At 57.4% G+C, this 24,350-nt stretch carries 18 protein-coding genes; 10 read left to right on the forward strand and 8 right to left on the reverse strand.

Annotated elements, in window-relative coordinates:
* The first annotated feature begins 170 nt into the window (after positions 1–170).
* Positions 171–404: a hypothetical protein gene (locus HDF10_RS08695; RefSeq protein WP_183812468.1), complete on the forward strand. Its 234-nt coding sequence runs from the start codon at positions 171–173 to the stop codon at positions 402–404.
* Here the strand turns inward: HDF10_RS08695 and HDF10_RS08700 are convergent.
* The gene (locus HDF10_RS08700) at positions 382–1,077 is read right to left on the reverse strand and encodes an STAS domain-containing protein (RefSeq protein ID WP_183812470.1); all 696 of its coding nucleotides are present in this window, start codon (positions 1,075–1,077) and stop codon (positions 382–384) included. The two genes, HDF10_RS08695 and HDF10_RS08700, sit on opposite strands and share 23 nt — an antisense overlap.
* Here HDF10_RS08700 and HDF10_RS08705 point away from each other — a divergent pair.
* The 8 genes from HDF10_RS08705 to HDF10_RS08740 all read left to right on the forward strand — a co-directional run bounded on the left by HDF10_RS08705 (position 1,076) and on the right by HDF10_RS08740 (position 11,985).
* On the forward strand, positions 1,076–1,372 hold the full coding sequence (locus tag HDF10_RS08705) for a hypothetical protein (RefSeq protein ID WP_183812472.1): 297 nt from the start codon (positions 1,076–1,078) through the stop codon (positions 1,370–1,372). The two genes, HDF10_RS08700 and HDF10_RS08705, sit on opposite strands and share 2 nt — an antisense overlap.
* A gap of 364 nt (positions 1,373–1,736) precedes the next feature.
* Positions 1,737–2,186 carry a hypothetical protein gene (locus HDF10_RS08710; RefSeq protein WP_183812474.1) on the forward strand — a complete coding sequence of 150 codons (450 nt, stop codon included), beginning with the start codon at positions 1,737–1,739 and terminating at the stop codon, positions 2,184–2,186.
* A 201-nt stretch (positions 2,187–2,387) separates the two neighbouring features.
* Positions 2,388–3,866: a MocR-like pyridoxine biosynthesis transcription factor PdxR gene (pdxR, locus tag HDF10_RS08715; protein WP_183812476.1), complete on the forward strand. Its 1,479-nt coding sequence runs from the start codon at positions 2,388–2,390 to the stop codon at positions 3,864–3,866.
* A gap of 140 nt (positions 3,867–4,006) precedes the next feature.
* Positions 4,007–4,921, forward strand: coding sequence for a sugar phosphate isomerase/epimerase family protein (locus tag HDF10_RS08720; RefSeq protein WP_183812478.1), 915 nt, complete (start codon positions 4,007–4,009; stop codon positions 4,919–4,921).
* A 292-nt stretch (positions 4,922–5,213) separates the two neighbouring features.
* On the forward strand, positions 5,214–5,888 hold the full coding sequence (locus tag HDF10_RS08725) for a TetR/AcrR family transcriptional regulator (protein ID WP_183812480.1): 675 nt from the start codon (positions 5,214–5,216) through the stop codon (positions 5,886–5,888).
* A gap of 136 nt (positions 5,889–6,024) precedes the next feature.
* The gene (locus tag HDF10_RS08730; RefSeq protein ID WP_183812482.1) at positions 6,025–9,198 is read left to right on the forward strand and encodes an efflux RND transporter permease subunit; all 3,174 of its coding nucleotides are present in this window, start codon (positions 6,025–6,027) and stop codon (positions 9,196–9,198) included.
* A 61-nt stretch (positions 9,199–9,259) separates the two neighbouring features.
* A complete protein-coding gene (locus HDF10_RS08735) occupies positions 9,260–10,549 on the forward strand; it encodes an efflux RND transporter periplasmic adaptor subunit (RefSeq protein ID WP_260177731.1) in 1,290 nt (429 codons plus the stop codon).
* Positions 10,546–11,985 (forward strand): efflux transporter outer membrane subunit, encoded by a 1,440-nt coding sequence (locus HDF10_RS08740; RefSeq protein ID WP_183812486.1) that lies wholly within the window; start codon positions 10,546–10,548, stop codon positions 11,983–11,985. Before HDF10_RS08735 ends, HDF10_RS08740 begins: the two co-directional genes overlap by 4 nt.
* A 102-nt stretch (positions 11,986–12,087) precedes the next feature.
* Here the strand turns inward: HDF10_RS08740 and HDF10_RS08745 are convergent, their stop codons facing one another.
* Both HDF10_RS08745 and HDF10_RS08750 read right to left on the reverse strand, forming a co-directional pair.
* A complete protein-coding gene (locus HDF10_RS08745) occupies positions 12,088–13,122 on the reverse strand; it encodes a glycosyl hydrolase family 18 protein (protein WP_183812488.1) in 1,035 nt (344 codons plus the stop codon).
* Positions 13,123–13,167: 45 nt separating this feature from the next.
* A complete protein-coding gene (locus HDF10_RS08750; RefSeq protein WP_183812490.1) occupies positions 13,168–15,516 on the reverse strand; it encodes a GH92 family glycosyl hydrolase in 2,349 nt (782 codons plus the stop codon).
* Positions 15,517–15,786: 270 nt separating this feature from the next.
* Here HDF10_RS08750 and HDF10_RS08755 point away from each other — a divergent pair, with 270 nt between their 5' ends.
* Positions 15,787–17,196 carry a glycoside hydrolase family 125 protein gene (locus HDF10_RS08755; RefSeq protein ID WP_260177732.1) on the forward strand — a complete coding sequence of 470 codons (1,410 nt, stop codon included), beginning with the start codon at positions 15,787–15,789 and terminating at the stop codon, positions 17,194–17,196.
* A 48-nt stretch (positions 17,197–17,244) separates the two neighbouring features.
* Here the strand turns inward: HDF10_RS08755 and argE are convergent, their stop codons facing one another.
* From argE to hutH, 5 genes are read right to left on the reverse strand one after another with little or no spacing between them, the layout of a single operon-like run.
* Positions 17,245–18,381, reverse strand: a complete 1,137-nt coding sequence (gene argE, locus HDF10_RS08760) for an acetylornithine deacetylase (protein ID WP_183812494.1) — start codon at positions 18,379–18,381, stop codon at positions 17,245–17,247.
* Positions 18,378–19,766, reverse strand: a complete 1,389-nt coding sequence (locus HDF10_RS08765; protein WP_183812496.1) for a formimidoylglutamate deiminase — start codon at positions 19,764–19,766, stop codon at positions 18,378–18,380. Before HDF10_RS08765 ends, argE begins: the two co-directional genes overlap by 4 nt.
* The gene (hutI, locus tag HDF10_RS08770) at positions 19,763–20,986 is read right to left on the reverse strand and encodes an imidazolonepropionase (RefSeq protein ID WP_183812498.1); all 1,224 of its coding nucleotides are present in this window, start codon (positions 20,984–20,986) and stop codon (positions 19,763–19,765) included. The genes HDF10_RS08765 and hutI overlap by 4 nt, the downstream gene beginning before the upstream one ends.
* Positions 20,983–22,662 (reverse strand): urocanate hydratase, encoded by a 1,680-nt coding sequence (gene hutU / locus HDF10_RS08775; protein ID WP_183812500.1) that lies wholly within the window; start codon positions 22,660–22,662, stop codon positions 20,983–20,985. The genes hutI and hutU overlap by 4 nt, the downstream gene beginning before the upstream one ends.
* Positions 22,659–24,182 carry a histidine ammonia-lyase gene (gene hutH / locus HDF10_RS08780; protein WP_311732705.1) on the reverse strand — a complete coding sequence of 508 codons (1,524 nt, stop codon included), beginning with the start codon at positions 24,180–24,182 and terminating at the stop codon, positions 22,659–22,661. The genes hutU and hutH overlap by 4 nt, the downstream gene beginning before the upstream one ends.
* Positions 24,183–24,350: the final 168 nt, after the last annotated feature.

The raw sequence follows: 24,350 nt of genomic DNA on the forward strand, positions 1-24,350 counted from the left end.
CGTTGTCTGCCCTTTTGGTTGTCATCCCGTAGAGATCTGCTGTTGTCGTTGCCGTTGCCGTTGCTCGTTTTTTCCCGACCCAACCCCAACCCGCAACCACCAAATCACGTCATCCTGAGTGAAGTTACTCACGGCATTTTGTGAGTAACGCAGTCGAAGGATCCCCGTATTTGCAGTTGCAGTTGCAGTTGCAGTTGCAGTTGCAGTTGCAGTTGCAGTTGCAGTTGCAGTTGCAGTTGCAGTTGCAGTTGCCGTTGCCGTTGTTGTTGCCGCTGCCGCTGCGTATCCTCTTTCCATCCACCCAAAAAACACGTCATCTCGACCGGAGCAACGGACGGCCTCATCGTCTGTTGCGCAGTGGAGAGACCCCCGTATTTGCCTTTACCCACCCACCCCGTCACTAGCAAACAACTGCAACAAAGCATCACTAGCCTCCTGCACATCCCGAATCTTGAACTCAGGATCAAGCTGCAGCGCCTTCGCCCGCGGCGCAAGCGCAGTCAGCGACTGCATCACCGTCTCCGCAGACAGACGCGGAGTACTCGGCCCCACCACCAGATACTCCATCCCTTCCACCTGCAGCAGCGTCTTCGCATCGCGGAACGAGCAGGTCGATCTCACGTCATATCCATGCTGCGTCAGCACCGTCCTCACAAACACGCAAAGGTCCGCCGACTCATCCACCACCAGCACCCGCGGGCCGTGCTGCTTCTGCGCCGCCCCCGTCGGCCGCTCCTTCAAATACGACTGAATCGCCTCCTCCTCAGTCGCATAGCTCTCCAGCAAAGCGGAGACCTTCGTCAACTTCAGCAGGTCCGTAAGAAACTGCGGCGACCCAGCCAGCCGAAGATCGCCCCCGCGTCGGCGCATCCGTTCAGCCAATCGCACCAGCAGCCCCAGCCCAATGCTGTCCAGCCGGCTCACCTCGCTCAACTCCACCACCAGCCGCGAGAACTCACGCGCCCCCTCGTCGAGCGCAGCCTCCAGCGCCTTCACCTCGGCGCCCAGAATAATACGGCCCTTACACTGAATCAGGTAGACGTTTCCAACAAACCGCGAACTCAGACTAAGCAGCATGGACTACCTCGTCAGCCAGGCTCTAAGCGAGATCGCTCTCGCCTACAGAGAAAAAAAAGATGACCTGAAGCTGTGGTCCCCAATCATCGCACCCGAAACCGTTCCAAAGCCATTCTTCTTTCACCGCGGAGGGGCCTCCCGCTGGTCGGAAAGAAAGATGGCTCGCGACCAACGGGAGCGCCAACCGAAGGGGTATACCCACCACGAAGTGGTCGCTCCACGCGCAGTGGGCCCGTCCGGCAGGACAGAGCGGGAAAAAATAATTCAAAAAATCTTCGCCAAATTTGGCGTATGAGTTATATCCAATTCGCTACAATTAAATTAAATAAGAGATCAAAACCAAGGGCTGCCTGCGGCGAAAGCTGCGGCAGCCCTTCACCTTTAACCCGTACCCAAATAACCATCAACGCACCACGAAGGACCACCGAAACACCATGAAATGCAGTCACCAATCACGAGAGCCCAAAGAGCGCAGGAGGGGGAACCCGCCCTAAAAGTCCGCTAACTAAAACAAAATAAGTATTTTAGCCACAACCCACATGGATGCAATGGTTTAGCGACACCCCCTGCCGCTAAACCATTGCATCCATTTAACTTACCCCTAAAATACCCCCAGAGGGGAGGGGGGTACTAACCACACCATCAAGGAGCAAAAAAAAATGGAAACCGCCATCTGCCGCCACATCAAGACCAATGGACGCCGCTGCAAATCACCCTCACTCAGCATCTCTGCCTACTGCTACTTCCACTCCCGTCTCCTCCGCCGCCACAGAACTCTCCTCGCAACCGCACCCGCCCTGCCCGCAGCCCAGCCGGACACCCCGCCCACGGCGACCGGAGCGCCCGAGTATCTGCCCGAAGCCCTCCCGCTCGAGCTCGACCTCCCGCCGCTCGAAGATGTCGAGTCCATCCAGGTCTCCATCTCCCTGCTCGTCGCCGCCCTCGCCCGCAATCGCATTGATTCCAAACGGGCAGCGGTCCTCCTCTACGGCCTCCAGCTCGCCTCCACCAACGCCCGCTCGGTTACCATCGAACCCGCCGCCGCCTCCATCGTCCGCACCCTCGCCCGAACCAAATCGGGCCGGGACCTCGCGGTCGATAATCAGTAGCCCAATAACCAGTAGTAGCCCTCTAGCCCAGTAGCCTGCCGAAAAAAGTCGAAGAGCCTTGCCAATCGGGGCAAGGCTCCGCACCATGGAACCAGACCACCGGGCTCGGCCAACGTCTAACGGAACAAGCAGAGAAGAGTAGGGAACAAGAGTAAGGGAACAAGGGCCCGGTCCGGAACGTAAGTCCTCTCATCCGATGCCATGGAAGTAGCCTTAAATCTCGATCCCGTCTCCCCGATAGCTCTCTATCGCCAGATCTACGACGGCCTGCGCGGCGGAATCGTCGGAGGAAGGTTCGAGGCTGGTGCTAAGCTGCCTGCCTCACGAGCTCTCGCAACCTCGCTCGGCGTCTCGCGAATTACAGTCACCGAGTGTTACGACCGCTTGATCTCGGAGGGATATCTCGAAACCCGTCGCGGTTCGGGAACCTTCGTCTGTTCCTTGCTGCCCGAGACGGGTATGTACGCCTCCAGTGTCACCATGGAGATCGATCCAGAGAACCAGAGTCCTGCGCCCATCCGGCTCTCCGCCTATGGCGAGCTCATCAACGCGCCGATCCGATCGCCCATACCCCCGGGGATCATTCGCCTCGACTCGCACGGACCAGATGTAGCCTCTTTTCCGCGAAAGCTTTGGACCCGGATCCTGGTTCGACGCATGCAGGAGGACGCCCCAGGCCTCCTGCAATATACCCAGGAGTTCAGCGGCAGCGCCGACCTGCGCGTAGCCGTGGCCCACTATCTGCGCATGTCCCGCGCTGTCGTCTGCGACCCGAGTCAGATCATCATCACCAGCGGATCGCAACAGGCCATCTACTTGGCCGCGAGAATCTTTCTCGATCCCTCCGACTTCGCCGCGATCGAAGCGCCCGGATACCGCTTCGCCGGACGGATCTTCTCCTCCCAGGGAGCCACCCTCCTGCCGATTCCAGTCGACCGGAACGGTATGCAGGTCTCGCAGCTCAAAAAGCACGCCGACAAGACGGTGAAGCTCGTCTATGTCACCCCTTCGCATCAGTACCCCCGAGGAGTTTCGCTCTCGATCCCACGCCGTATGGACCTGCTCGCATGGGCAAAACAAGCAGGCGCCTTGATCCTCGAGGACGACTACGACAGCGAGTATCGATACAACGAGAGGCCGCTCCCCTCCATCCAGGGGATGGTGTCCGATGCTCCGGTACTCTACATCGGAACTTTTTCGAAACTGCTGTTCCCCACCTTGAGACTGGGCTATCTCGTTGTGCCCCGTGCTTTTCAGGACGTTTTTACAGGGGCCAAACTGCTCTGCGATCTTCAAAGCTCTTCGATCGACCAGCGCATCCTCACTGACTTTCTCACTGAGGGACATCTCGAACCCTATGTCAGAAAGATGCGCATCATCTACGGCAACCGCCGTGCCCTGCTGGTCGAATCTTTGCAGAAACACTTCGGCCGCAGAGTCACAATCTACGGAGATCATGCAGGAATGCACTTCCTGGCTGACTTCCAGATCGACCTCTCAGAGTCGGAGGCCTTCGAGCGCGCCCTCGCCGCCGGGGTGCGGTTAGAGCGCGTCTATTGGCCGGGATCTTCCGAGGTAGAGTGCCCCGGCCACGTCCAATTCGTTTTTACCTTCGCGGCTCGCAGCGAAGAGGAGCTTGTTCTCGCAGCGGAAAAACTGGCTCGCGCCTTTCTCTCCTGACGGAATCTGATCGAATCGATTCGCCCGTCGCGTCACTCCGGCAAGTATTATCAGGGAGTCGCATAGCGATGTACTGCGGTCGAAGAACCCTAGACGCGATTTGCCCTAACGATTAGCCCATTGAGGAGAAGAGGATCCGGATGACCCGTCACACACGTAGAAACTTCCTCCAGTCTGCCACCGCCGCGATCGTCTGTAGCTCCACTCTTCTCAAGACTGATCGATTATTGGCTTCCCCCTTTGGTCTGCCGATCGGCCTCCAGCTCTATTCCGTCCGCGAGATGCTCGCAAAAGACTACGAGGGAACGCTCAAACAGATCGCCGCTCTTGGCTATCAGGAGGTTGAGGCAGCAGGCTACTTCGACCACTCGCCCGAGCAAGTCAAGAGCGCGATGTCGGCAGCTGGTCTCAAGTGCGTCAGCGCTCACTACTCCTACTCGAATCTCAGCAAAGACTTCGATAAGATCGTCGCCTTCAACAAAGAGCTTGGCGTGCAGTACATTATCTGTGCCTTTCCCGGGATCAAGGATCCGTCGCGATTGAAGGACACATCTTACCCTTCACTGATTCGCTCTTTCACCCTGGAGGACTATCGATGGAACGCCGATCAGTTCAACAAGTTCGGCGAAAAGGTGAAGGATGCCGGCATGAAGTTCGGTTATCACAACCACACAATGGAGTTTGGCAAACAGGATGGTGTCGTCCCACTCGACGAGATGATCCGCCTGACCGATCCTGAGTTCGTGACCTTCGAACTGGACTGCGGGTGGGTCATCGTCGGCGGCGCCAATCCGGTCGACTATCTTCAGCGTTATCCCTCTCGAATCTCCATGCTTCACGTCAAAGACTTCAAGCACACCGATAAGCCCGCGTCTGTCATGGAACCGCCTCCCGCGGCTGAATTGGGGAAGGGAACCCTGGACTATCGTCCGGTCTTTGAGGCGGCGAAGAAAGCAAGCCTCAGGCATTACTTTGTCGAGCAGGAAGCATATGACATCCCGCCGCTGGAGGCGCTTAAGATCGACGCCGACTATATGAAAAAACTTACAGTTTAGGTAGGGTCGTTACTCCGGATAAGAGCCCTTTTGTAGGGCCGAAAGCTCTAATTCTCGAACGTTGCGGCGGGGTCGTCGCTGAAATTGGTTCGTAAAATAATGCAAGTCAGCAGTGATCTAAAGATTAGAGGACCAGTCTTGGTGGCAAGATTTGTCAGTCGATGAATCGGCCACTTAATATCTATACTGAACGCCTAGTTTACAATGAGTACAGCCTGTATCTTACGCTGTAATGATGAAGTGTAGATTTACCGAGTTTGCACGACCTGCTTGTTTTGTTGAGAACAGACGTATGAGAAAACAGCAAACCCTGGAACACGCCGAGAAGCCGAAGAAACGCGGGAGACACCGCAGCCTCGAGGCAAAGTCAGCCATTCTCAAAGCGACACTTCAGTTATTGGAGCGCGAATCGCTGCGCAAAGTGACTGCCGACGCGATCGCAAGGCGGGCTGGTGTCAGCAAGGCCACTATCTACAAGTGGTGGCCTAACAAGAGCATGGTGGCCCTGGACGCTTATCTGGCCGGAATGACGGACAGGGTTGCAACGCCCGATACGGGGTCGGCCGAAGAAGATTTTACCGAGCAGTTGAAGTCATTGACCGCTTTCTATACCTCAACACTCGGACGGCTCTTCTGCCAGTTTATTGCAGAAGGGCAGAGTGATCCGGGATTTCTGGCGTCGTTTCGAGAACGTTTTCTCTACGCCCGCAGAGATGCTGCGCGCGTCATGTGGCGGCGTGGCGTGGACCGTGGAGAGATTCGCAGCGCTGTCGACGGAGAGATCGTTCTCGACCTGATCTATGGGCCCACCATCTTTCGATTGCTCGCCGGCCACGGCTCACTCAACGACTCAGAGTCCGAGGCAATGGTGGAAGCCGTCTTCGGAGGTTTGAGACGACTTGATTATCAGCGCCGCCCTCAGAAGAAGGCCGGCTCTCTTGTAAAACGCCGAAATGGGCAACGATGAGTCTTGTTCCACAGTCACCGCATCTGATTTCTAAACGCTTGGTTTTACTAAGATTCAAAAGAAGCTGTTTTTACACTGGCATCTCATAGACTCTGCGGTAGGCAAAATTTAGAAAGTATCGTCCCAAGGAGCTTTGATGTGGATCGTTCGTCTCGCGCTTAGGAGACCCTATACCTTTGTCGTCTTGTCGCTGCTCTTGTTCATTATCGGGCCCGTAGTCATGCTGCGGACGCCGGTTGATATCTTTCCGAACATTGATATCCCGGTCGTATCGGTCGTATGGAACTACGCGGGACTGTCGCCCGAGCAACTGAGCGATCGAATTGTGCTGCCCTTCGAGCGAAACCTGACGACAGTGGTCAACGACATCGAGCACACGGAGTCCCAGACACTGAACGGCGTCTCGGTAGTCAAAATCTTCTTCCGCCCGTCGGTCAATATCTCCCAGGCGGTAGCACAGGTTACAGCTGTCTCGCAGACAGCGCTTCGCCAGTATCCTCAAGGTACGCAGCCGCCGCTGGTCATCCAGTACAGCGCATCGAGTGTCCCCATCTTGCAGCTTGGCTTGTCCGGAAACGGTCTGAGTGAACAGCAGCTCTACGACTTTGGAACCAACTTCATCCGCACCCAACTGGCGACTGTTCAGGGCGCCTCCATGCCCTTCCCCTATGGAGGAAAGCAGCGCCAGATACAGGTGGATGTCGATACGCAGAAGCTGCAGGCCTATGGGCTCTCTGCCTCGGACATCGTAAACACCATATCGACTCAAAACATCATCCTGCCGGCTGGCGATATGAAGATGGGACACGTCGATTACCAGGTAGAGACGAACAGCGCATCAAGCTCAATTGCTGAGTTGAATAATCTGCCGATCAAGACCGTAAACGGCTCAACCACCTACCTCCGCGACATAGGCAATGTCCGCGATGGCTTTCCTCCTCAAACAAACATCGTCCGCGTGGATGGACAACGTGCCTCGTTGATGACCATTCAGAAGACTGGGAACGCTTCGACGCTCAACATCATCTCCGACGTGCGTGCTCAACTTCCGCTCATCGCCGCGCAGCTACCACCCGCGTTGAAGATGCAACCCATCGCCGACCAGTCCGTCTTTGTCCGTGGAGCAATCAGCGGTGTCGTTCGCGAAGCCCTGATCGCCGCCTGTCTCACTGCGGCGATGATCCTGATATTCCTTGGAAGCTGGCGTTCCACCATCATTATCGCCGTCTCCATTCCGTTGTCCGTAATCTGTTCCTTGCTGATGCTGGCCGCTCTGGGTGAAACGATCAACATCATGACGCTTGGCGGATTAGCGTTGGCAGTCGGCATCCTTGTCGATGACGCCACCGTCGAGATCGAGAACATCAATCGAAATCTGGAAGAGGGCAAGGAGGTCGAACAGGCGATTCTCGACGGTGCTGCTCAGATCGCAGTTCCGGCTTTTGTCTCAACGATCTCGATATGCATCGTCTTCGTCCCCATGTTTTTTCTGGGGGGCGTGGCGAGATATCTGTTCGTTCCGCTGGCCGAGGCGGTGGTCTTTGCAATGCTCGCGTCATACTTTCTGTCGCGAACCATCGTTCCAACCATGGCGAAGTATCTGCTGAAGCCGCATCAGCAGGAGCAGGCGACGCATGTCAGCCGCAATCCGCTGGTTCGTTTTCAACTTACCTTTGAACGCAGCTTCGAAAAACTTCGCAACTGGTACCACGGTCTGTTGAGCTTCTGCCTGGAGTATCGGGTTACGTTTCTTCTTTCGATTGGTGCCTTCTGGATCGCGTCCATAGTTCTTCTCTATCCATGGCTGGGACAGGACTTTTTCCCCTCGGTGGATGGAGGGCAGTTCAAGCTGCATGTTCGCGCACACACTGGAACCCGCATCGAAGATACAGCGAGACTATGCGACCAGATCGATGATGTAATCCGTCGCGAGATCCCCGCCGCAGAGTTGGTCTCGGTCATCGACAACATCGGCATCCCATACTCCGGTCTGAATCTCTCTTACTCGAACTCTGCTCCGGTCGGCACCGCGGACGCAGACATTCTGGTTTCGCTCGACGAGAAGCATCGCCCAACGGCCGAGTACACCCACCGGCTGCGCGACAAGCTCACCCAGCAGTTTCCGGGCACAGAGTTCTACTACCTGCCGACCGACATGGTCAGCCAGATCCTGAACTTCGGTCTGCCGGCCCAGATTGACATCCAGGTTGTAGGGCAGCAGATTGCACAGAATCGCGTCGTTGCCGAACAGCTGATGCAGCAGATCAGTCACATCTCCGGGACGACCGACCTGCGAATTCAACAGCCGTTCAATCTTCCGACGTGGACCATCGACGTCGACCGCACGCGCGCACAGCAGGTGGGTTACAGCCAGCGAGATGTAGCAAATAGCGTGCTCACCAGCCTCAGCGGCAGCTTCCAGACCAACCCCACGTTCTATCTCAATCCTCAGAATCACGTCAGCTATAACATCGCCGTGCAGACGCCGCAGTACAACGTGCAGAGCCTGCAGCAGCTCGAAAACTTCCCGATCGCGACGAATGGCTCGACACAGCAGCCTCAAATTCTTGGGAATCTGGCGTCGATTCGAAGAGGAGCCGAACAGGGCACAGTAAGCCACTACAATGCACGACCCGTAATCGATATCTATGGTGCGGTTGAAGGGACAGACCTCGCAAGTGTTTCGACCAGAATTGAGCAGATGGTCAAAGACAGCAAGGGCGAGTTGCCTCGTGGAACCGAGATCTACGTCCGCGGCCAGATCCAGACGATGCACACCTCCTTCACGGGGCTCGTCTATGGACTCCTGTTTTCGATCGTGCTCGTTTACGCGCTCATCGTAGTGAACTTCCAGAGTTGGCTTGACCCATTCATCATCATCGCCGCATTACCCGGGGCCTTGGCTGGAATTGTATGGCTGCTGTTTCTAACCGGTACTCACATCAGCGTCCCTGCATTGACAGGCGCAATCATGTGCGTGGGTGTAGCGACGGCGAACTCGATTCTAGTAGTCAGCTTCGCGAAAGAGCAGATGGACCTGGGATTGAGCGCTCTTGATGCAGCCCTCTCATCCGGTTTCACACGCTTTCGTCCAGTCATCATGACTGCACTCGCAATGATCATCGGCATGGTTCCGATGGCCCTCGGACTCGGCGACGGAGGCGAGCAAAACGCGCCACTCGGCCGTGCCGTCATTGGAGGACTTCTACTGGCTACCTTTGGAACGCTAACCTTCGTTCCAGTCTTCTTTTCATTTATGCATCGAAACGATCCTCCTCCCGTCGCACAAGATGCGGAAGAATCACTATGAGTCATTCAGGATCGTTCAACCTATGGAACGCCGCGCCCACAGCGCATTTGGAGAGATGTCAATGAACCCCGAGAACCCCGACGAGCAGAAGACATCAGCAGTAAACCGACGTCGAGACGTAGCTGAAGAGCAGCCAGCCAAGCACACTGCTCAGCAGGCAAGGCATGAGCCGCCGAAGGTTTCGCGTCGATCCTTGCTGTCTGTTGTCATGATCGCGCTGGTAGTGGCTGTGATTGTTGCGGTCGTTGGCATCGTCTCGCGCAAACATGCAAGCGCTGAACTGACGAAGTACACCGAGAATACCTCTGCTCCTCCCGTGACGCTGGAGAAACCTGTCATGCAGCAGAGTGCCCGGGAGATCGTGCTTCCAGGCAACATTCAGGCCTTCACTCTGGCGCCGATTTACGCACGAACAACTGGCTACGTTAAGGCCTGGTATCACGACATCGGAACACCTGTACGCAAGGGCGAGCTGCTTGCCGTGATTGAAACGCCTGAGCTCGACCAACAACTCGCCTCCGCGAAGGCGGACCTCGCAACAGCAAAGAGCAACGCCAGTATCGCGAAGATAACGGCGGATCGTTACAACGATCTGATAGGCCGCAATGCCGTCTCGCAACAGGACACCGACAACGCCGTACAGGCATTGGAGGCGAGGAATACAGAGATTGCTTCGGCTCAAGCGAATGTACAGCGGTTGGAGGAGCTGGTCTCCTTCGAACGCATCGTAGCGCCCTTTGATGGTATTGTTACCGCGCGCAACCTCGACATCGGACAACTCATCACGGCTACTGGAAGCACCTCGACCTCCGGCGGAGCAATATCGGGAAACAAGGAGATCTTCGATATCTCTGCCATCCGCACTCTCCGCGTCTTTATTAACGTGCCGCAGATCTATTCGCCGGATGCCAAAAATGGAATGATTGCGAAGCTGGTCTTGCCGCAGTACCCTGGCCGCACCTTTCAAGGCAAGCTTGTTCGTTCGTCGGACTCCGTCGATCCTGCAACGCGAACCCTGCTCGCAGAGGTGGATGTGGACAACCGCTCCGGCGAGTTACTTCCGGGAAGCTACACCGAAGTTCACCTTAATGTGTCGAGCGCCGTACCTGTTCTGATCGTGCCGGTGAGCGCCCTGATCCTGGAGCCGGACGGCTTGCGGGTAGCGACGGTGGATGCCAATCATCACGTTCACATGGCGCGTGTAGCGCCAGGGCGCGACTACGGTACGACTGTCGAAATCTTAGCCGGCCTCAAGCCAGGAGAAGCCATCATCGGCAACCCTCCCGATTCACTCACCGACGGAGAGGAAGTTCGCGTCATCAATAACGGCAACAGCCAGGGGAAGCGATGAAGGCCCGCGTCTTATCGCGTACAGGAGCGCTGCTCGGCGCCTCGTTGCTGAGCGGATGCAAAGTTGGACCGAACTATAAAGCTCCGGCCATGCCGGCTCCGCCCGCTTACACAGACGACGGCCACAACGGCGACTGGTCCTCGGCCAAGCCAGCCGATGGAGTCGACCGCGGGCAATGGTGGTCGATCTATCAGGACGACGAGCTAAACAATCTGGAGCAGCGATGTGCGGCTGCAAATCAGAACATAGCCGCCGCTCTTCACGCTTATGAGCAGGCCCACGATCTAGTTCGAGAGAATAAATCGTCTCTCTATCCAACCGTCTCGCTCGGCGGGTCGGCATCGCGCAACCGTGCTTCAAACAATACACCCTTGCGACCCTCAAACGTAGCCTCATCCTACTGGGACTTCCTCATTCCACTAAACATCTCCTGGGAGCCGGACCTGTGGGGTGGCATTCGCAGACAGATTGAATCGAGCGCAGCCAACGCACAGGCCTCCTCTGCGGATCTGGCCAATACGCGACTAAGCTTGCAAGGCCTGCTCGCGGTTACGTTCTTTCAACTTCGAGGACTTGACCTCCAGGCGCAGCTTCTTCGATCGACACTCGACGCATATACCCAGACACTGCAACTTACAGAGGACCGGCTGACAGGTGGCCTGAGTTCTGACAGCGATGTTCAGCAGGCGAAGGCGCAGTTGGAAGAGACCCGGGCCCAGCTCATCGATCTCGGGGTGCAACGCGCGCAGTTCGAACATGCGATTGCCGTGCTCGTCGGAGAATCCGCAACCGGCTTTCACATCGCCGAGCGTCCCATCGAAGGCGATCCGCCCAGCATCCCCACAGGCGTTCCGTCGGAGTTGCTCGAGCGGCGCCCGGATATCGCGGCCGCAGAACGTCGCGTCGCATCTGCGAATGCCTTGATTGGGGTCGCTAAGTCAGCCTACTATCCCACGATCCTTCTGGGCGCAGGTGCTGGCGTGCAAAGCTCCTCCATCAGCAATATCTTCAACTCGTCCAGCACGCAATGGAGCGCGGGACCCTCTGCCAATGAGGTTCTCTTCGATGCCGGCCGCAGAAGGGCACAGCTGGATTTTGCTGTAGCGCAGCGAGAACAAGCCACCGCGCTTTATCGCGAGCAGGTGCTCTCCGCATTTCGCGATGTAGAGGATCAACTCTCCGCCCTGAGAGTGTTGGAGCAAGAGGCTTCCGTACAGGACAAGGCAGTGAAGGCGGCGCAGAAGAGTACCGAACTCTCAACGCTTCGCTACAAGCGTGGTCTCGCGCAATATCTCGAAGTGCTCACCAATCAGACAATAGAGCTGACCGTCGAAAGAGCTGCTGCATCCTTGGTTGCTCGGCGAATTGTAGCAAGCACCCAGCTGCAGATGGCACTTGGAGGAGGCTGGAACTCCGTTCAACTTCCCCCCAACTAGGGCGGATCAATTAGCCCGCTCGCTCAACGGCTCCAACCATATCGGGAGTTCTACCAGAGAGGCGTCAGTTCACATTTGTAGAACAGACGCCTCTGTTCACCACTATCGCCGCTCTGGCAAAACGCTCCAGATGGCATCATCTTCCTGACCGAGAACCCAGGCGCAAATCCCCTGCAGGTGTTGTTCCTTGGCCAGATTGTAGCGATCAGCAAATCCCCGCTTCTCGGTATAAAAGATCCACTCGCGCATCTGATCCCGATAGAAGAAAAAATACGCGCTATGGTCCTGTGGGTCCCACTGCTCATGGCCGTCGTAGGTGTCACGCAGAGTATGTGCGTCAGCAGCGCTGATGTAATCTGCCGTAATGTTCGGCTTCTGTTCCTTGTCGTTCACGCCCGGGTCGCCGGCATACCAGTGGTATCCATAGAGTGCGATACCGAGCGATAGCTTCTCCCTGGGCACGACCTTCAGCGCATAATCCAGATTCTCATTCATCCACACCCATCCCCCGACCGGCCCAGGCGTCGTCCATCGCGTGTGTTGGTCGTACGTCATCAGGCAGATCAGATCGACCGACTCACTAAGCGCCTTCAGATCGAAGACGCCACGCCAATCCGCGAAGATCCACTTGCTAAATGCGCTGTGGCCCGGATGTCCCGGCGCATTAGGAACCACCGCGATCTGCAGTTGCAGGCGCTCTCGGTGCATGCCATCGGCGATGCGCTTCACCGTAGCCGAGAGAGCATCTCGATCGGTCCACGAGATATTCTCGAAGTCGAGTTGAAAGCCGTCATAACCATTCTGTTTGCACTCAGAGATCAGCGAACCAACCAACGCCGTCTGCGCCTGATCGCTGGTAAGCAAAGAATGCACACCGGTCTTGTCGAAGATTGCGATGATGGGGAACAGAGAGATGTGTCGCTGCTTCACCACTCGCATCACGCTCGGATCCGGCTCACCGTACACTAGTCCGTTCGAATCCACGCCATACCAGGTCGGAACGATGATATCGATCTTGGTCTGATGCTCCATGAAGTCGCGCACCGAATCCGGGTGATCGGTCATGTAGAACAGTGTCTTCGTCTGCGCGAAGGCCGTTGGCACAACAAAGAGAAGGCATAGCAGAAGCTTCGTCATCAAGACCTCTCACATGGCTGAAAGCAAGATCGATAAGTCCAGCGTTTAGGCGCTCTCAAGCGTCAAAGAAGGCGGCACATCCGCGGGTTTAGATCCAAACTCAAGATTCGGTTTGTCTCCCATCTCGAAGACGATGCGTGCACCATTCACAATATCCCGATGATTGAACCAGGACTTCGTGTACGGCTTTCCATTGAAGCTGATCGACTGAATATATTGATCGCTCGCCAAGTGACGATGTGCAATAATCTCAAGCCGTTTGCCGTTGCCTAGTTGCACATTAACCTCATCGAACAAGGGCGTGCCAAAGATGTAGTTGCCGCTCACAGGGTCAACCGAATAAAAACCCAGCGAACTCAGGATGTACCACGACGACATCTGGCCCACGTCTTCGTTGCCCTGCAATCCATCCGGAAGCGCAGCGTACATCTTCTCCATCAGCATGCGCACGCGCGCCTGTGTCTTGTGCGGCTGGCCCGCATAGGAGTAAAGATAGGCGATGTGATGCGACGGCTCGTTGCCATGCGCATACTGACCCACCAGCCCGGCGATATCGGGCGGTGCGTCGGCAGGCAGCGTCGATGGCTGATCGAATAACTCATCGAGCTTCTCGAGAAACTGCTTCTGTCCGCCAAGAATCTCAATCAACCCCGCTGCATCGTGCTGAATCCCAAATGTAGTCTGCCACGAGTTCGACTCGGTAAAATCGCGCCACTTCTTGGAGGTGCCCATCTCGATCGGATCAAACGGCGCAGCCCAGTCGCCGTTCGCCAGCTTGGGCCGCGCGAAGTTCATCGAGCGATCGTAGTAATTGCGATAGTTGCGCGAACGCGCCACCAGCATCGTTGCATCGTCCGAGTGGCCCAGCTTCTTCGCCACGTGTGCGATCGACCAGTCGTCATAGCAATATTCAAACGTCTTGCTGACCGACTCCTCTTCAAGATCGCAGGGGATGTACCCCTTCGAGCGGTAATAACCGAGGCCGCGATAGTCATCCACCATCGCACGCTTCATCATCACCTTGTAAGCGCGTTCGTAGTCCACCCCTGCAACGCCTTTGTTGCACGCCTCTGCAATCACAGCAGCAGAGTGATAGCCGGTCATCGTCCCGGTCTCGCAGCCCTGCAGCGGCCACACCGGCATTCCCGCAGGGCTCTCCTCCGCCATGCGAATCAGCGCGTTCGCAAAGTCCGGCACACGATCAGCCGACATCAGCGTGTACAGAGGATGAGCGGCGCGATAGGTATCCCACAATGAAAATGCAGTGTAGTTTCGCTGCCCATTACGAAGCTGATGAATCTGCTTATCCATCCCTCGATAGCGGCCATCGACATCATCAAACAGCGAAGGTCCAACACAAGCGTGGTACAGCGCAGCATAAAAGATTCGCTGGTGTGTCTCATTCTCAGTCTTGATCTTGATGCGTGAGAGCTGCTGATTCCACCTCTCCCGTGCGCTGCGGCGAACTTTTTCAAAGTCCCATCCCGGCAGCTCAACCTTCAAGTTATTCGCAGCAGACTCCGCGCTGACGCCCGAGATCCCGGTCTTCACCAGAATCACCGGATCCTTCGCCGTATCAAAGAACAAAACGCACTTCAAAGACTTGCCAGTCAACGGCTGCGCCCCCGCAGGAACCTCCGCCCCCTCCTGATAGAAGACAATCCGAGTCGGCTGCTGCGAGAACTTCATCGTGAAGTAGATCTGCCGCCCATCACCCCACGCTTTGGTGGTGCGTCCTCCCGCGAGTGTGTCCGGTGCGGTACGTTCGAGCGAAGCGGTGACCACGGCCGACTGCCCGTTGTAGGCGTAGCTATGCTCAAGGTCGACGATGATATGACCAGACAACGGAGCATCCTTGCCCGTAGGAAAGCTGTATCGGTGCAGCCCGGTACGCTCCGTCGCGGACAACTCCGCGCGAACGCCATAGTCCTTCAGAAGAACGGAATAATAGCCAGGTTCGACATGTTCGTCTGCATGGTCGAAGCGCGAGCGATAGCCCACATCCGGATTACTGCGCGGACCAGGAACAATCTTCGACTCGCCGGTGCCGGGCATCACCAGAAAATCCAGCAGGTCGCCGCAGCCCGTACCGCTCAGGTGTGTATGGCTGAAGCCCATGATCGACGTGTCGGAGATGTGATAGCCCGAACACCAATCCCACTGATCGTTGTAGGTGTCAGGACTGAGCTGGACCGCACCAAAAGGTACCGTAGCCCCAGGAAACGTATGCCCATGTCCGCCAGTGCCAATCCTTATATCAACCAGCGATGCGGCGTCGAAGCTCGCATCCGTCTTTGTGGACTCGTGGATCACTTTGCCGAATGCGCTGCTCTCAGACGCACCCACCGCACAGACAGCCGAGACGCCGCCAAGGAATCTTCTTCTGGAAATCACTGATGCTCCGTAGATACTAAAGATCACTAAGTCTGAATGTTGAATCTCAAGGACGAGTGTCGCGCAGACACTTACTCTATTGACGTAGACTAAACTGAACAGAGAGATAATTCGATCAAAATATTGACTGATCCTCGCTCAAAAAGTCACTACTCTGAAAATCTTGGGCAAAATTAAGTTTTTGCATCCATTAAGCCGTCAAAAACTCACATCCGGAACTCCAGACCAAAGATGACAAACGGGAAAACCAGCCGCCGACTGATGCTGCGCATGACAGCAAGAGCCGCAGTAGCCGTCACTCTTCGCCCCTCCACCGTCTTCGCAGTCGCAACGCCTTTTTCATCTCCCTCCAAACGCCCAGCCATCCAGGACAGAAGATTTCACAGTGCTGCCGTTGAGGAGTACCTCAAGAGCGTGAGCAGCAAGATCGGCGATCCCGAACTGGCATGGCTCTTTGAAAACTGCTATCCCAACACACTCGACACGACCGTTGAGTTCGGCACCTTCGAAGGCAAGCCGGACACAGCAGTCATCACGGGGGATATCCCCGCGATGTGGCTGCGCGACTCCTCCGCCCAGGTGTGGCCCTATCTCCCGCCGGCTGCGAAGGACGCCCAACTCCGCCAGATGCTCGAGGGCATCATCCGTCGACAGGCCAGATGCATCCTCATCGACCCCTACGCAAATGCTTTCATGGCGAACCTCGACGCGCCGCCGCTCGAGTGGAGCAGAACGGATGCAACCGAGATGAAGCGCGGCGTTGGCGAGCGAAAATGGGAGCTCGACTCGCTCTGTTATCCGATCCGTCTCTCCTACGGATACTGGCGCGCAACCGGCGACACCTCTCCCTTCGACAAAACATGGCACGCCGCGATGAAGCTGGTCGTCGAGACCATGCGCGTTCAGCAGCGCAGGCAAGGCCCCGGCCCCTATCACTTTCAACGCACCTCCAAGACGCCGACCGAAACCCTGCCTGGCGACGGATACGGCGCGCCCGTACTTCCCGTTGGCCTCGTCGCGTCCGGCTTTCGGCCGTCGGACGACGCCTGCACCTTCCCATTTCTCGTCCCGTCGAACCTCTTCGCCGTCACAACCCTCGGCTATCTCGCGCAGATGGCCAACGAGATCCTGCATGACTCAGCTCTCGCTAACCAAGCCGATGCATTATCGGGCGAGGTGAAGAAGGCGCTCCAACAACACGCCGTGGCGCAGACCGCCGAGGGAACTATCTGGGCGTACGAGGTGGACGGCTATGGCAGCCAACTGCTCATGGACGACGCCAACGTCCCGAGCCTGCTCGCGCTTCCGTACATCAACAGCTCCCCCGACGCCGCCCTCTACGCCCGCACCCGCAGCTTTGCCTGGAGCGATCGCAACCCATGGTTCTTTCAGGGAAGTGCAGGCGAGGGAATCGGCGGACCCCACGAGGGCAAAGACATGATCTGGCCCATGGCCATCACCACCTACGCCCTCACCAGTCAATCGGACAACGAGATCGCCCACGCCCTCGCCATGCTGAAACACGCTAGCGCTGGATCAGGCTTCATGCACGAGAGCTTCAATCGCAACGACGCCACCAAGTTCACACGAAGCTGGTTCGCCTGGGCCAACTCACTCTTTGGCGAACTCGTCGCCAACGTAGCCACGAGCCGCCCTGCGTTAGTCCAGACAGCCCGCTAACCCACCGTATACAGAACACTCGACGAAGCGATCAAACAAACAAAGCCCCTAGCCGCAAAGCTCCTTGATCGCCCGACCCAAGATCGTCACGCACTCCTCGAGTTCCGCAATCGGCACGCACTCGCGTGGACTATGCGCCGTCAGCATAGATCCCGGCCCGATCACCACCGCTTCAGCGCCCATTCGAGCCATCCACGGAGCCTCCGTGCCAAAGGCGATAGTCTGGACCCTCGAGTCAGTCTTTTTCATCACAGCCTGAATCACGGCACTATCGATGCGAGTCTCAAACCCGCCTTCCATCCTCAGAACCTCAACCTGTATCTCAAACCCGTCCCTACTCTCCTCCTCGAAACGACGAATAATCTCACTCAGCCGCTCAAGAACAACCTCCGGCCGTTGCGTCGGAACAGGTCTCCACTCCAACAAAAAAGAGCACTCAGCCGGAACAACATTCTTGGCCGTCCCCCCGCAAATCTCACCAACGTTCAACGTCGTCCACGGAGGAGAAAAAGCATTATTGCGGTCTACCATCAACTCCAGCGCCAGAGCCTCGATCTCTCGCAGCAACCGCGCCGCAGCAAAGATGGCCGACCGCCCAGCCTCCGGAAAAGCACTATGTGCAGCTCGCCCCGTCACCTTGATCGAAGCAAGACAATAGCCCTTCCCGGCACGCTCAGGAGTAAGCGAGGTGGGCTCTCCAACAATGGCGTACCGAGCACGAATCGCGTCGGACTCAAGAAGGAAGCGAGCCCCCCGGCAGCCAACCTCTTCGTCCGCCGTAAAGACCAGGCACAGCCGCTTGCTCATCTCACCAACATTCACCGACGAAGCTGCGGCGAGCACACACGCAAGAAAGCCCTTCACATCACAAGCGCCGCAGCCATGCAGCATCCCATCCCGCTCATGTAGCGCCGTTGCGTCCGCCCACTCAGCACCGAACGGAACCGTATCCGTATGGCAGACAATGGCAAGCTCCGTCTCGATCCGCCCCTCTTCCATCGGCTGAGGCGAGACAACAAGATTCACCTTCTCCACGCCCGCCGCATCGTCATAGCAAAACTGCCGAGAATGCCACCCCAGCGGTTCAAGAAATCTCTGAATCCACCCCATCACCGGGCGGTTGCTCATGCTGGACACACTCGGAATCGCCACCAACTCTCGTAGCAGTGTCTGCGGACGAATCATAGTTCTGTCCCGAGCCGCGTCTGCACGCCACGAAAGGCATCGATGATCTCATCCTGCATCGCATGACGCCCGTCGTCGATGACGACCCTCCCAGCGACAACAACGTCCCGAATCGCCCTCGGAGACATGCTGAACACAATATTCGTCAGCAACTCATCGGGCAGACTTCCCGCAATCGAAGCCTCGGAGAGATCGACGGTAAAGAAGTCAGCAGCCTTACCGGCCTCCAGAGAACCCGCCTCGACATGCAGCGACCGTGCACCAGCGCGCGTCGCGAAGTCGAAGAGCAGAACCGGCAAAGCCTCACCCTGTCGACCATCGAGGACCGCACGCTGCAGGTGTCGCAGACGCAGATTCGATTCCAGCTCGCGAGCATTCTCCAGCGCATCCGTCTGCGTATGGCTGTCCGTCCCCAGCGCAATCGAAACCCCTGCATCGATCAAAGCATCAGCATCAAGAATTCCATCCCCGAGGTTTCGCTCCGTCGTAGGACAAGCCCCCACCGTAATCTTTCCACGCCCCATCCGCTCAATCTCGCCAGTCTGCAGATGAATCGCATGGATCGCGGTAAAGTCCGGCGTCATCAGCCCCATCTCATCGAGAAACTCAAAGGGAGTCGCTCCATACTCAGCAATGCAGGCCTCAATCTCCGCAGGCTGTTCCGCAACGTGCATATGCAGCGGAAGACCATGCGTCTGCGCCCAGCCCGAAATAGCCTTGAGGTAATCACGCGGAACAGCCCGAACACTATGTGGAGCTAGTCCAAAGCTAACCGTCGAAGCCATCGCGGCAATCTCATTCCGCAGCATCTCCGAATCACGCAAGAATCTCTCCACATCCGGCTCGATAAAACGAATCTGGCCAGAGTCCGGCGGAAGCTTGAAGCCCGCGCGAACATAGGCGCACCGAAGTAGAACGATTCGGATCCCCACGCTCTCCGCAGCGCGAATCACCTGCTTCGCCAGCAGGTTCGGATCAGCATAGGCTTCACCCGCCGCCGTGCGGTGGAGATAGTGAAACTCCCCAACCGTAGTGATCCCCGCAAGCGTCATCTCAAGAGATGCCATACGGGCAACGTCGTAGATCTCCTCCGGCGTCAGTGCAAGCGCGCAACGATACATGATGTTCCGCCACGACCAGAAGTCAGGCCCACTTCTGCGCCTCGACTCCGCCTTGCCGCGCAACGCACGCTGAAACGAGTGCGAATGAATATCGATCATGCCCGGCAACAGCGCGCGTCCCGGCAAGCGGCGAACATCCGCGTCGCCCTCCGTCTTCACCGGTCCAACCGAGAAGATCGTTCCGTCATCCGCAACAACAACCTCGTAACCACTCTGAAATCGCCCATCAACATAAACAAGATCCGGCTGATAAGACACGCTCATGCAGCCTGCTTTCGTCCGGCAACCCAGACCTCACACACCATATTTTGTCCGAGCGTATAAGACAGGTCCCGCCAGTCAGCGCTCTCGAGCACCAGCAGATCTGCCTGCATCCCGACCTCCAGCCTCCCGACACTAGCAAGCCCAAGCGCCGCCGCCGCATTCACCGTGCACGCGGTCAGAGCCTCCGGCGCCGTCAGTCCATTCAACCGCACCGCCAGGCCCATCGCCGCCGCCGTAGAGAACAGCGGACTAGACCCCGGATTCAGGTCAGTGCCAATAGCCACCGCAGCACCAGCGTCGATCAACTTCCGTCCCGGCGCAGCAGCAAGGCCGAGGTGAAGACTCACACCAGGCAGAATCGTTGCAATCGTCTTCGACCTGGCGACCAACTCACACTGTTCGAGCGAACACACTTCAAGATGATCTACGCTCAGAGCTCCCATCTCAACTCCCAACTCCAGCCCACCGACCTGCTGAAACTGTTCCGTATGCAGCTTGATCCTCAACCCTGCGGCCTGCGCACAAGCGAGCACAATCCTCGCATCTTCCGAGCTCCACGCATGATGCTCAACAAAGATGTCCACCGCAGAAGCAAGACGCCGCCTCGCAACCTCCGGTATCAACTCGTTGCAAACCATCTCGCGATAAGCCTGTCGTTCAGTAGGCCGTTCGGGACAAATGTGGATCAGCAAAGTAGGTACCAAGCGACTCTGAGTCCGCCCCTGCAGCAAGCGAATAGCCTCAAGCATACGCATCTCCGCTTCGAGCGTGTACCCATAACCAGACTTCACCTCGATCGTTGTAGCTCCCGAACGCTGTAGCGCCTCAATGCGAGGCAATGCAAGCGTAGCCATCTCCTCGCTGCTCTTCTCCGTGGTCTCACGAATCGTATGCCATATCCCGCCGCCCGCCGCCAGAATCTCTTCGTAGGTTGCCCCGGTACTGCGCGCTTCAAAGTCCGCAAGACGATCGCCCGCCCACACTGCATGGGTGTGTGGATCTACGAGTCCAGGAACAACCGCGCGCCTGCCAAGATCAATCACCGACTCAGCAGAGCCGCTCCATTCGCGCTCCGGTCCAATCCACGAGATCACGCCAGCATCGACAGCAACTGCCGCCTCTGGAACGATCCGTAGTTGTCTCATCGCCGCTCCACGCTTCGGTCCGACTCCAAACGGAGTAACCACCTGCGAGATCCCAGCCAAAAGCAACTCGTTCATTTTGCCTCGACGCCATCTGCACTTTGAACGCCCGGCCTATCGAGGCCACGCTCAGCCGCGATCCTGTGAGCCTTCTCATATCCCGCATCGGCGTGGCGAATCACACCCATCGCCGGATCGTTGGTGAGGCAGAGCCGCAACCGCTGATCCGCCTCATCGCTCCCATCAGCAACAGCAACTAACCCGGCGTGCTGACTATACCCCATGCCCACACCGCCCCCATGATGAAAGCTCATCCACCCGGCCCCGCTGGCGATTCCTGTCGCAAAGTTCAGCAACGCCCAATCGGAGACAGCGTCCGAACCATCCAGCATAGCCTCGGTCTCGCGGTACGGACTTGCAACCGACCCGGCATCCAGATGATCGCGACCGATGACAATCGGAGCCTTCAGTCGGCCATCCCGCACCATCTGGTTGAACAGCAGGCCGGCCTTATCCCGCTCCCGATATCCCAACCAGCATATGCGCGCAGGCAGACCCTGATAAGCGACGTGCTCGCCCGCCCAGGGAAGCCACTGATTCAACCGCGCATCCTCAGGAAAAAGTTTGAGCAGCGCCGCGTCAGTAGCCGCAATATCAGCCGGATCACCCGACAAGGCAACCCACCGAAACGGTCCTCGCCCCTCGCAGAAAGAATCACGAATAAAAGCAGGTACGAATCCCGGATAGTCGAACGCATCATTCACGCCGGCGATCTTCGCCTGCGCCCGCAGATTGTTGCCGTAGTCAAAACAGATCGCGCCCCGGCGCTGCAGCTCCAGAATCGCCTGAACATGCTGAGCAATATCGCCACGCACCCGCTCGAGATAACGCTCCGGCTCCCGACTGCGCTCTGCCGACAAATCTTCATCTTCCTTAGCAATCGGCCAGTAGCCATAGAGCGGATCATGTGCGCTCGTCTGATCTGTAACAATATCAGGCACAAAACCGGACCGCACGATCTGCGGCAAAATGGCAGCGGCATTTCCGAGCAGTCCGATCGAAACCGCACGGCCCTCCTTGCGCGCCACTGTTGCCCGCGTAATCGCATCTTCGAGCGACGTAGCCACCTCATCCAGATACCGCGTCGCAATGCGGCGCTGAATACGGCTCTCGTCCACCTCAATACAGATACTCACTCCGCCGGCCAGCTTCACCGCCAGTGGCTGCGCGCCTCCCATGCCGCCCAGGCCTGCAGTGACAGTAATCGTTCCCTTCAGTGAGCCGTTAAAGTACTTCTGCGCCGCCCCAAGAAAAGTCTCGTAGGTCCCCTGAAGAATCCCCTGCGTCCCGATATAGATCCAAGAGCCCGCAGTCATCTGCCCGTACATCATCAAGCCCGCACGATCCAGCTTGTCAAACTCGTCCCAGTTAGCCCAATGCGGCACCAGGTTTGAATTGGCAATCAACACCCGCGGAGCCAGCGGATGTGTCTCCAGTACCGCCACTGCCTTCCCCGACTGCACCAGCATCGTCTCGTGGTTCTTCAGGCGATCGAGCGTCTGAACCAGCGTATGGTAGGCCTCCCAGTTGCGCGCCGCCTTCCCGCGCCCTCCATAGACGATCAACTCCTCCGGCTTCTCAGCCACCTCCGGATCGAGGTTGTTCATCAGCATGCGCTTGGCCGCTTCCTGAATCCAGCCCGGCGCTGTTCGTACATTCCCGCGCGGTGCGCGAATAGGGGTGTAAGCGCTCATGCGTGAGCGACCTCCTGCGTGTTCAACGTCGACGCCCAATGGATCTTCGCAAGAAACGCATCCGCCGCTGCCATCATCCCGGACAAGACCCGATCTCCCTCCCACGCCGGGCAATCGGTTCGAAACGCATCGCGAGCCGCATCCAGCAACGGCGAGACAGAACGATCGTCGCGAAGGTCAAGCGCCCGCGTAGCCGTCAGCCACTCGATCGCCAAGACCATCCTGCAGTGCGTCACCGACTGCATCAGCTTCAGCGCAGCTGTCATTCCCATACTCACAAAGTCTTCCTGATTCCCACTCGTCGGGATCGAGCACGCAGAGGCTGGCGTAGCCAGAACCCGCATCTCCGCGACCAGAGCAGCAGATGTCACCTGGGCCATCATCAATCCCGACTCGATCCCCGGCCGCGTAGCCAGAAACGCAGGAAGCCCCTCGTTCAAACTAGGATTCATCAGCCTCTCCGTCCTTCGCTCAGAGATACCCGCCAACTGGCAGAGGGCAATCGCAAGCTGATCCAGCACCAGCGCCAGCGGAGCTCCATGAAAGTTTCCACCAGAGATAAAGTCATCCTCAAATAGCAGAGGATTGTCCGTCGCGCTGTTCAACTCAATCGCGAACACCCGCTCCGCCTGACGCAGCGAGTCCCACATCGCCCCATGGACCTGCGGAACGCAGCGCAGGCAATAAGCATCCTGAACGCTCGTACTCGAACGATGCCGCGTCGATCCCTCAAGCAAATCTCGAAGCGAAGCCGCGCTATGAACCTGTCCCGGATGAGGACGCGCCGCATGAAGCCGCTCATCATAGGCTGCCGCCGTGCCTCGCAGCGCCTGCAAGGTCAGCGCCGCAGCAATCTGTGCCGACTGAAACAACTCGTCAAGGTCACGCAGCTGCAGACATCCGATAGCCAGCATCGCCTGTGTCCCATTCAGCAGCGAGATTCCCTCCTTTGCCTGAAGCTTCAACGGCTGCAGCCCGGCTCGCTGGAAACACTCCGCAGCCGGGCGCCGCTCGCCAGCAAAAAAGGCCTCGCCCTCCCCAATCAACACCAGAGCCATATGTGCAAGCGGCGCCAGATCCCCGCTCGCGCCAACGCTTCCACGCATCGGCACAACCGGAGTAATGCCAGAGTTCAGCAGGTCACACAGCCGCTCCGCAACCACCGGCCGAATCCCCGACAAGCCCATCGCAAGAATATTTGCCCTGATCAACATCATCGCCCGAACCACGTCCTCGGCTAGCGGCTCTCCCACCCCGCAGCAGTGCGAGCGCACTAGGTTTAACTGCATCTGCTCAATTCCATCGGCTTCAAGCCGAACATTCGCCAGCAGCCCTACCCCAGTGTTCAGCGCATACACCGCAGTCTCACCCTGAAGCGCCTCGTCCACCTTGCCGCGCGAGATCTTCATGCGGCCCAGCGCCGCTCCCGCAATCGAAGCGGACTCGCCACTTCGCGCGACACGAACAACTTCGTCAATCGTCAACGATCTTCCATCAAGTTCAACCATAACGAGCAGCATAGAGGAGCGGGGTCCAGTAAGCCATGCAAACCATTCGGAAATCCGCTCATAAATCAGAATAAACACCAAAAAAGCAAACCAGAATCCAACGAATCAATCATTCTCAACGCGTATCACACCGGATACCGCCGTGACATAAAACAATTAAGTTGCCCCTTCTAATGTCTA

The sequence above is a fragment of the Tunturiibacter empetritectus genome (assembly GCF_014201375.1).
In the GTDB taxonomy this organism is placed as follows: domain Bacteria; phylum Acidobacteriota; class Terriglobia; order Terriglobales; family Acidobacteriaceae; genus Edaphobacter; species Edaphobacter lichenicola_D.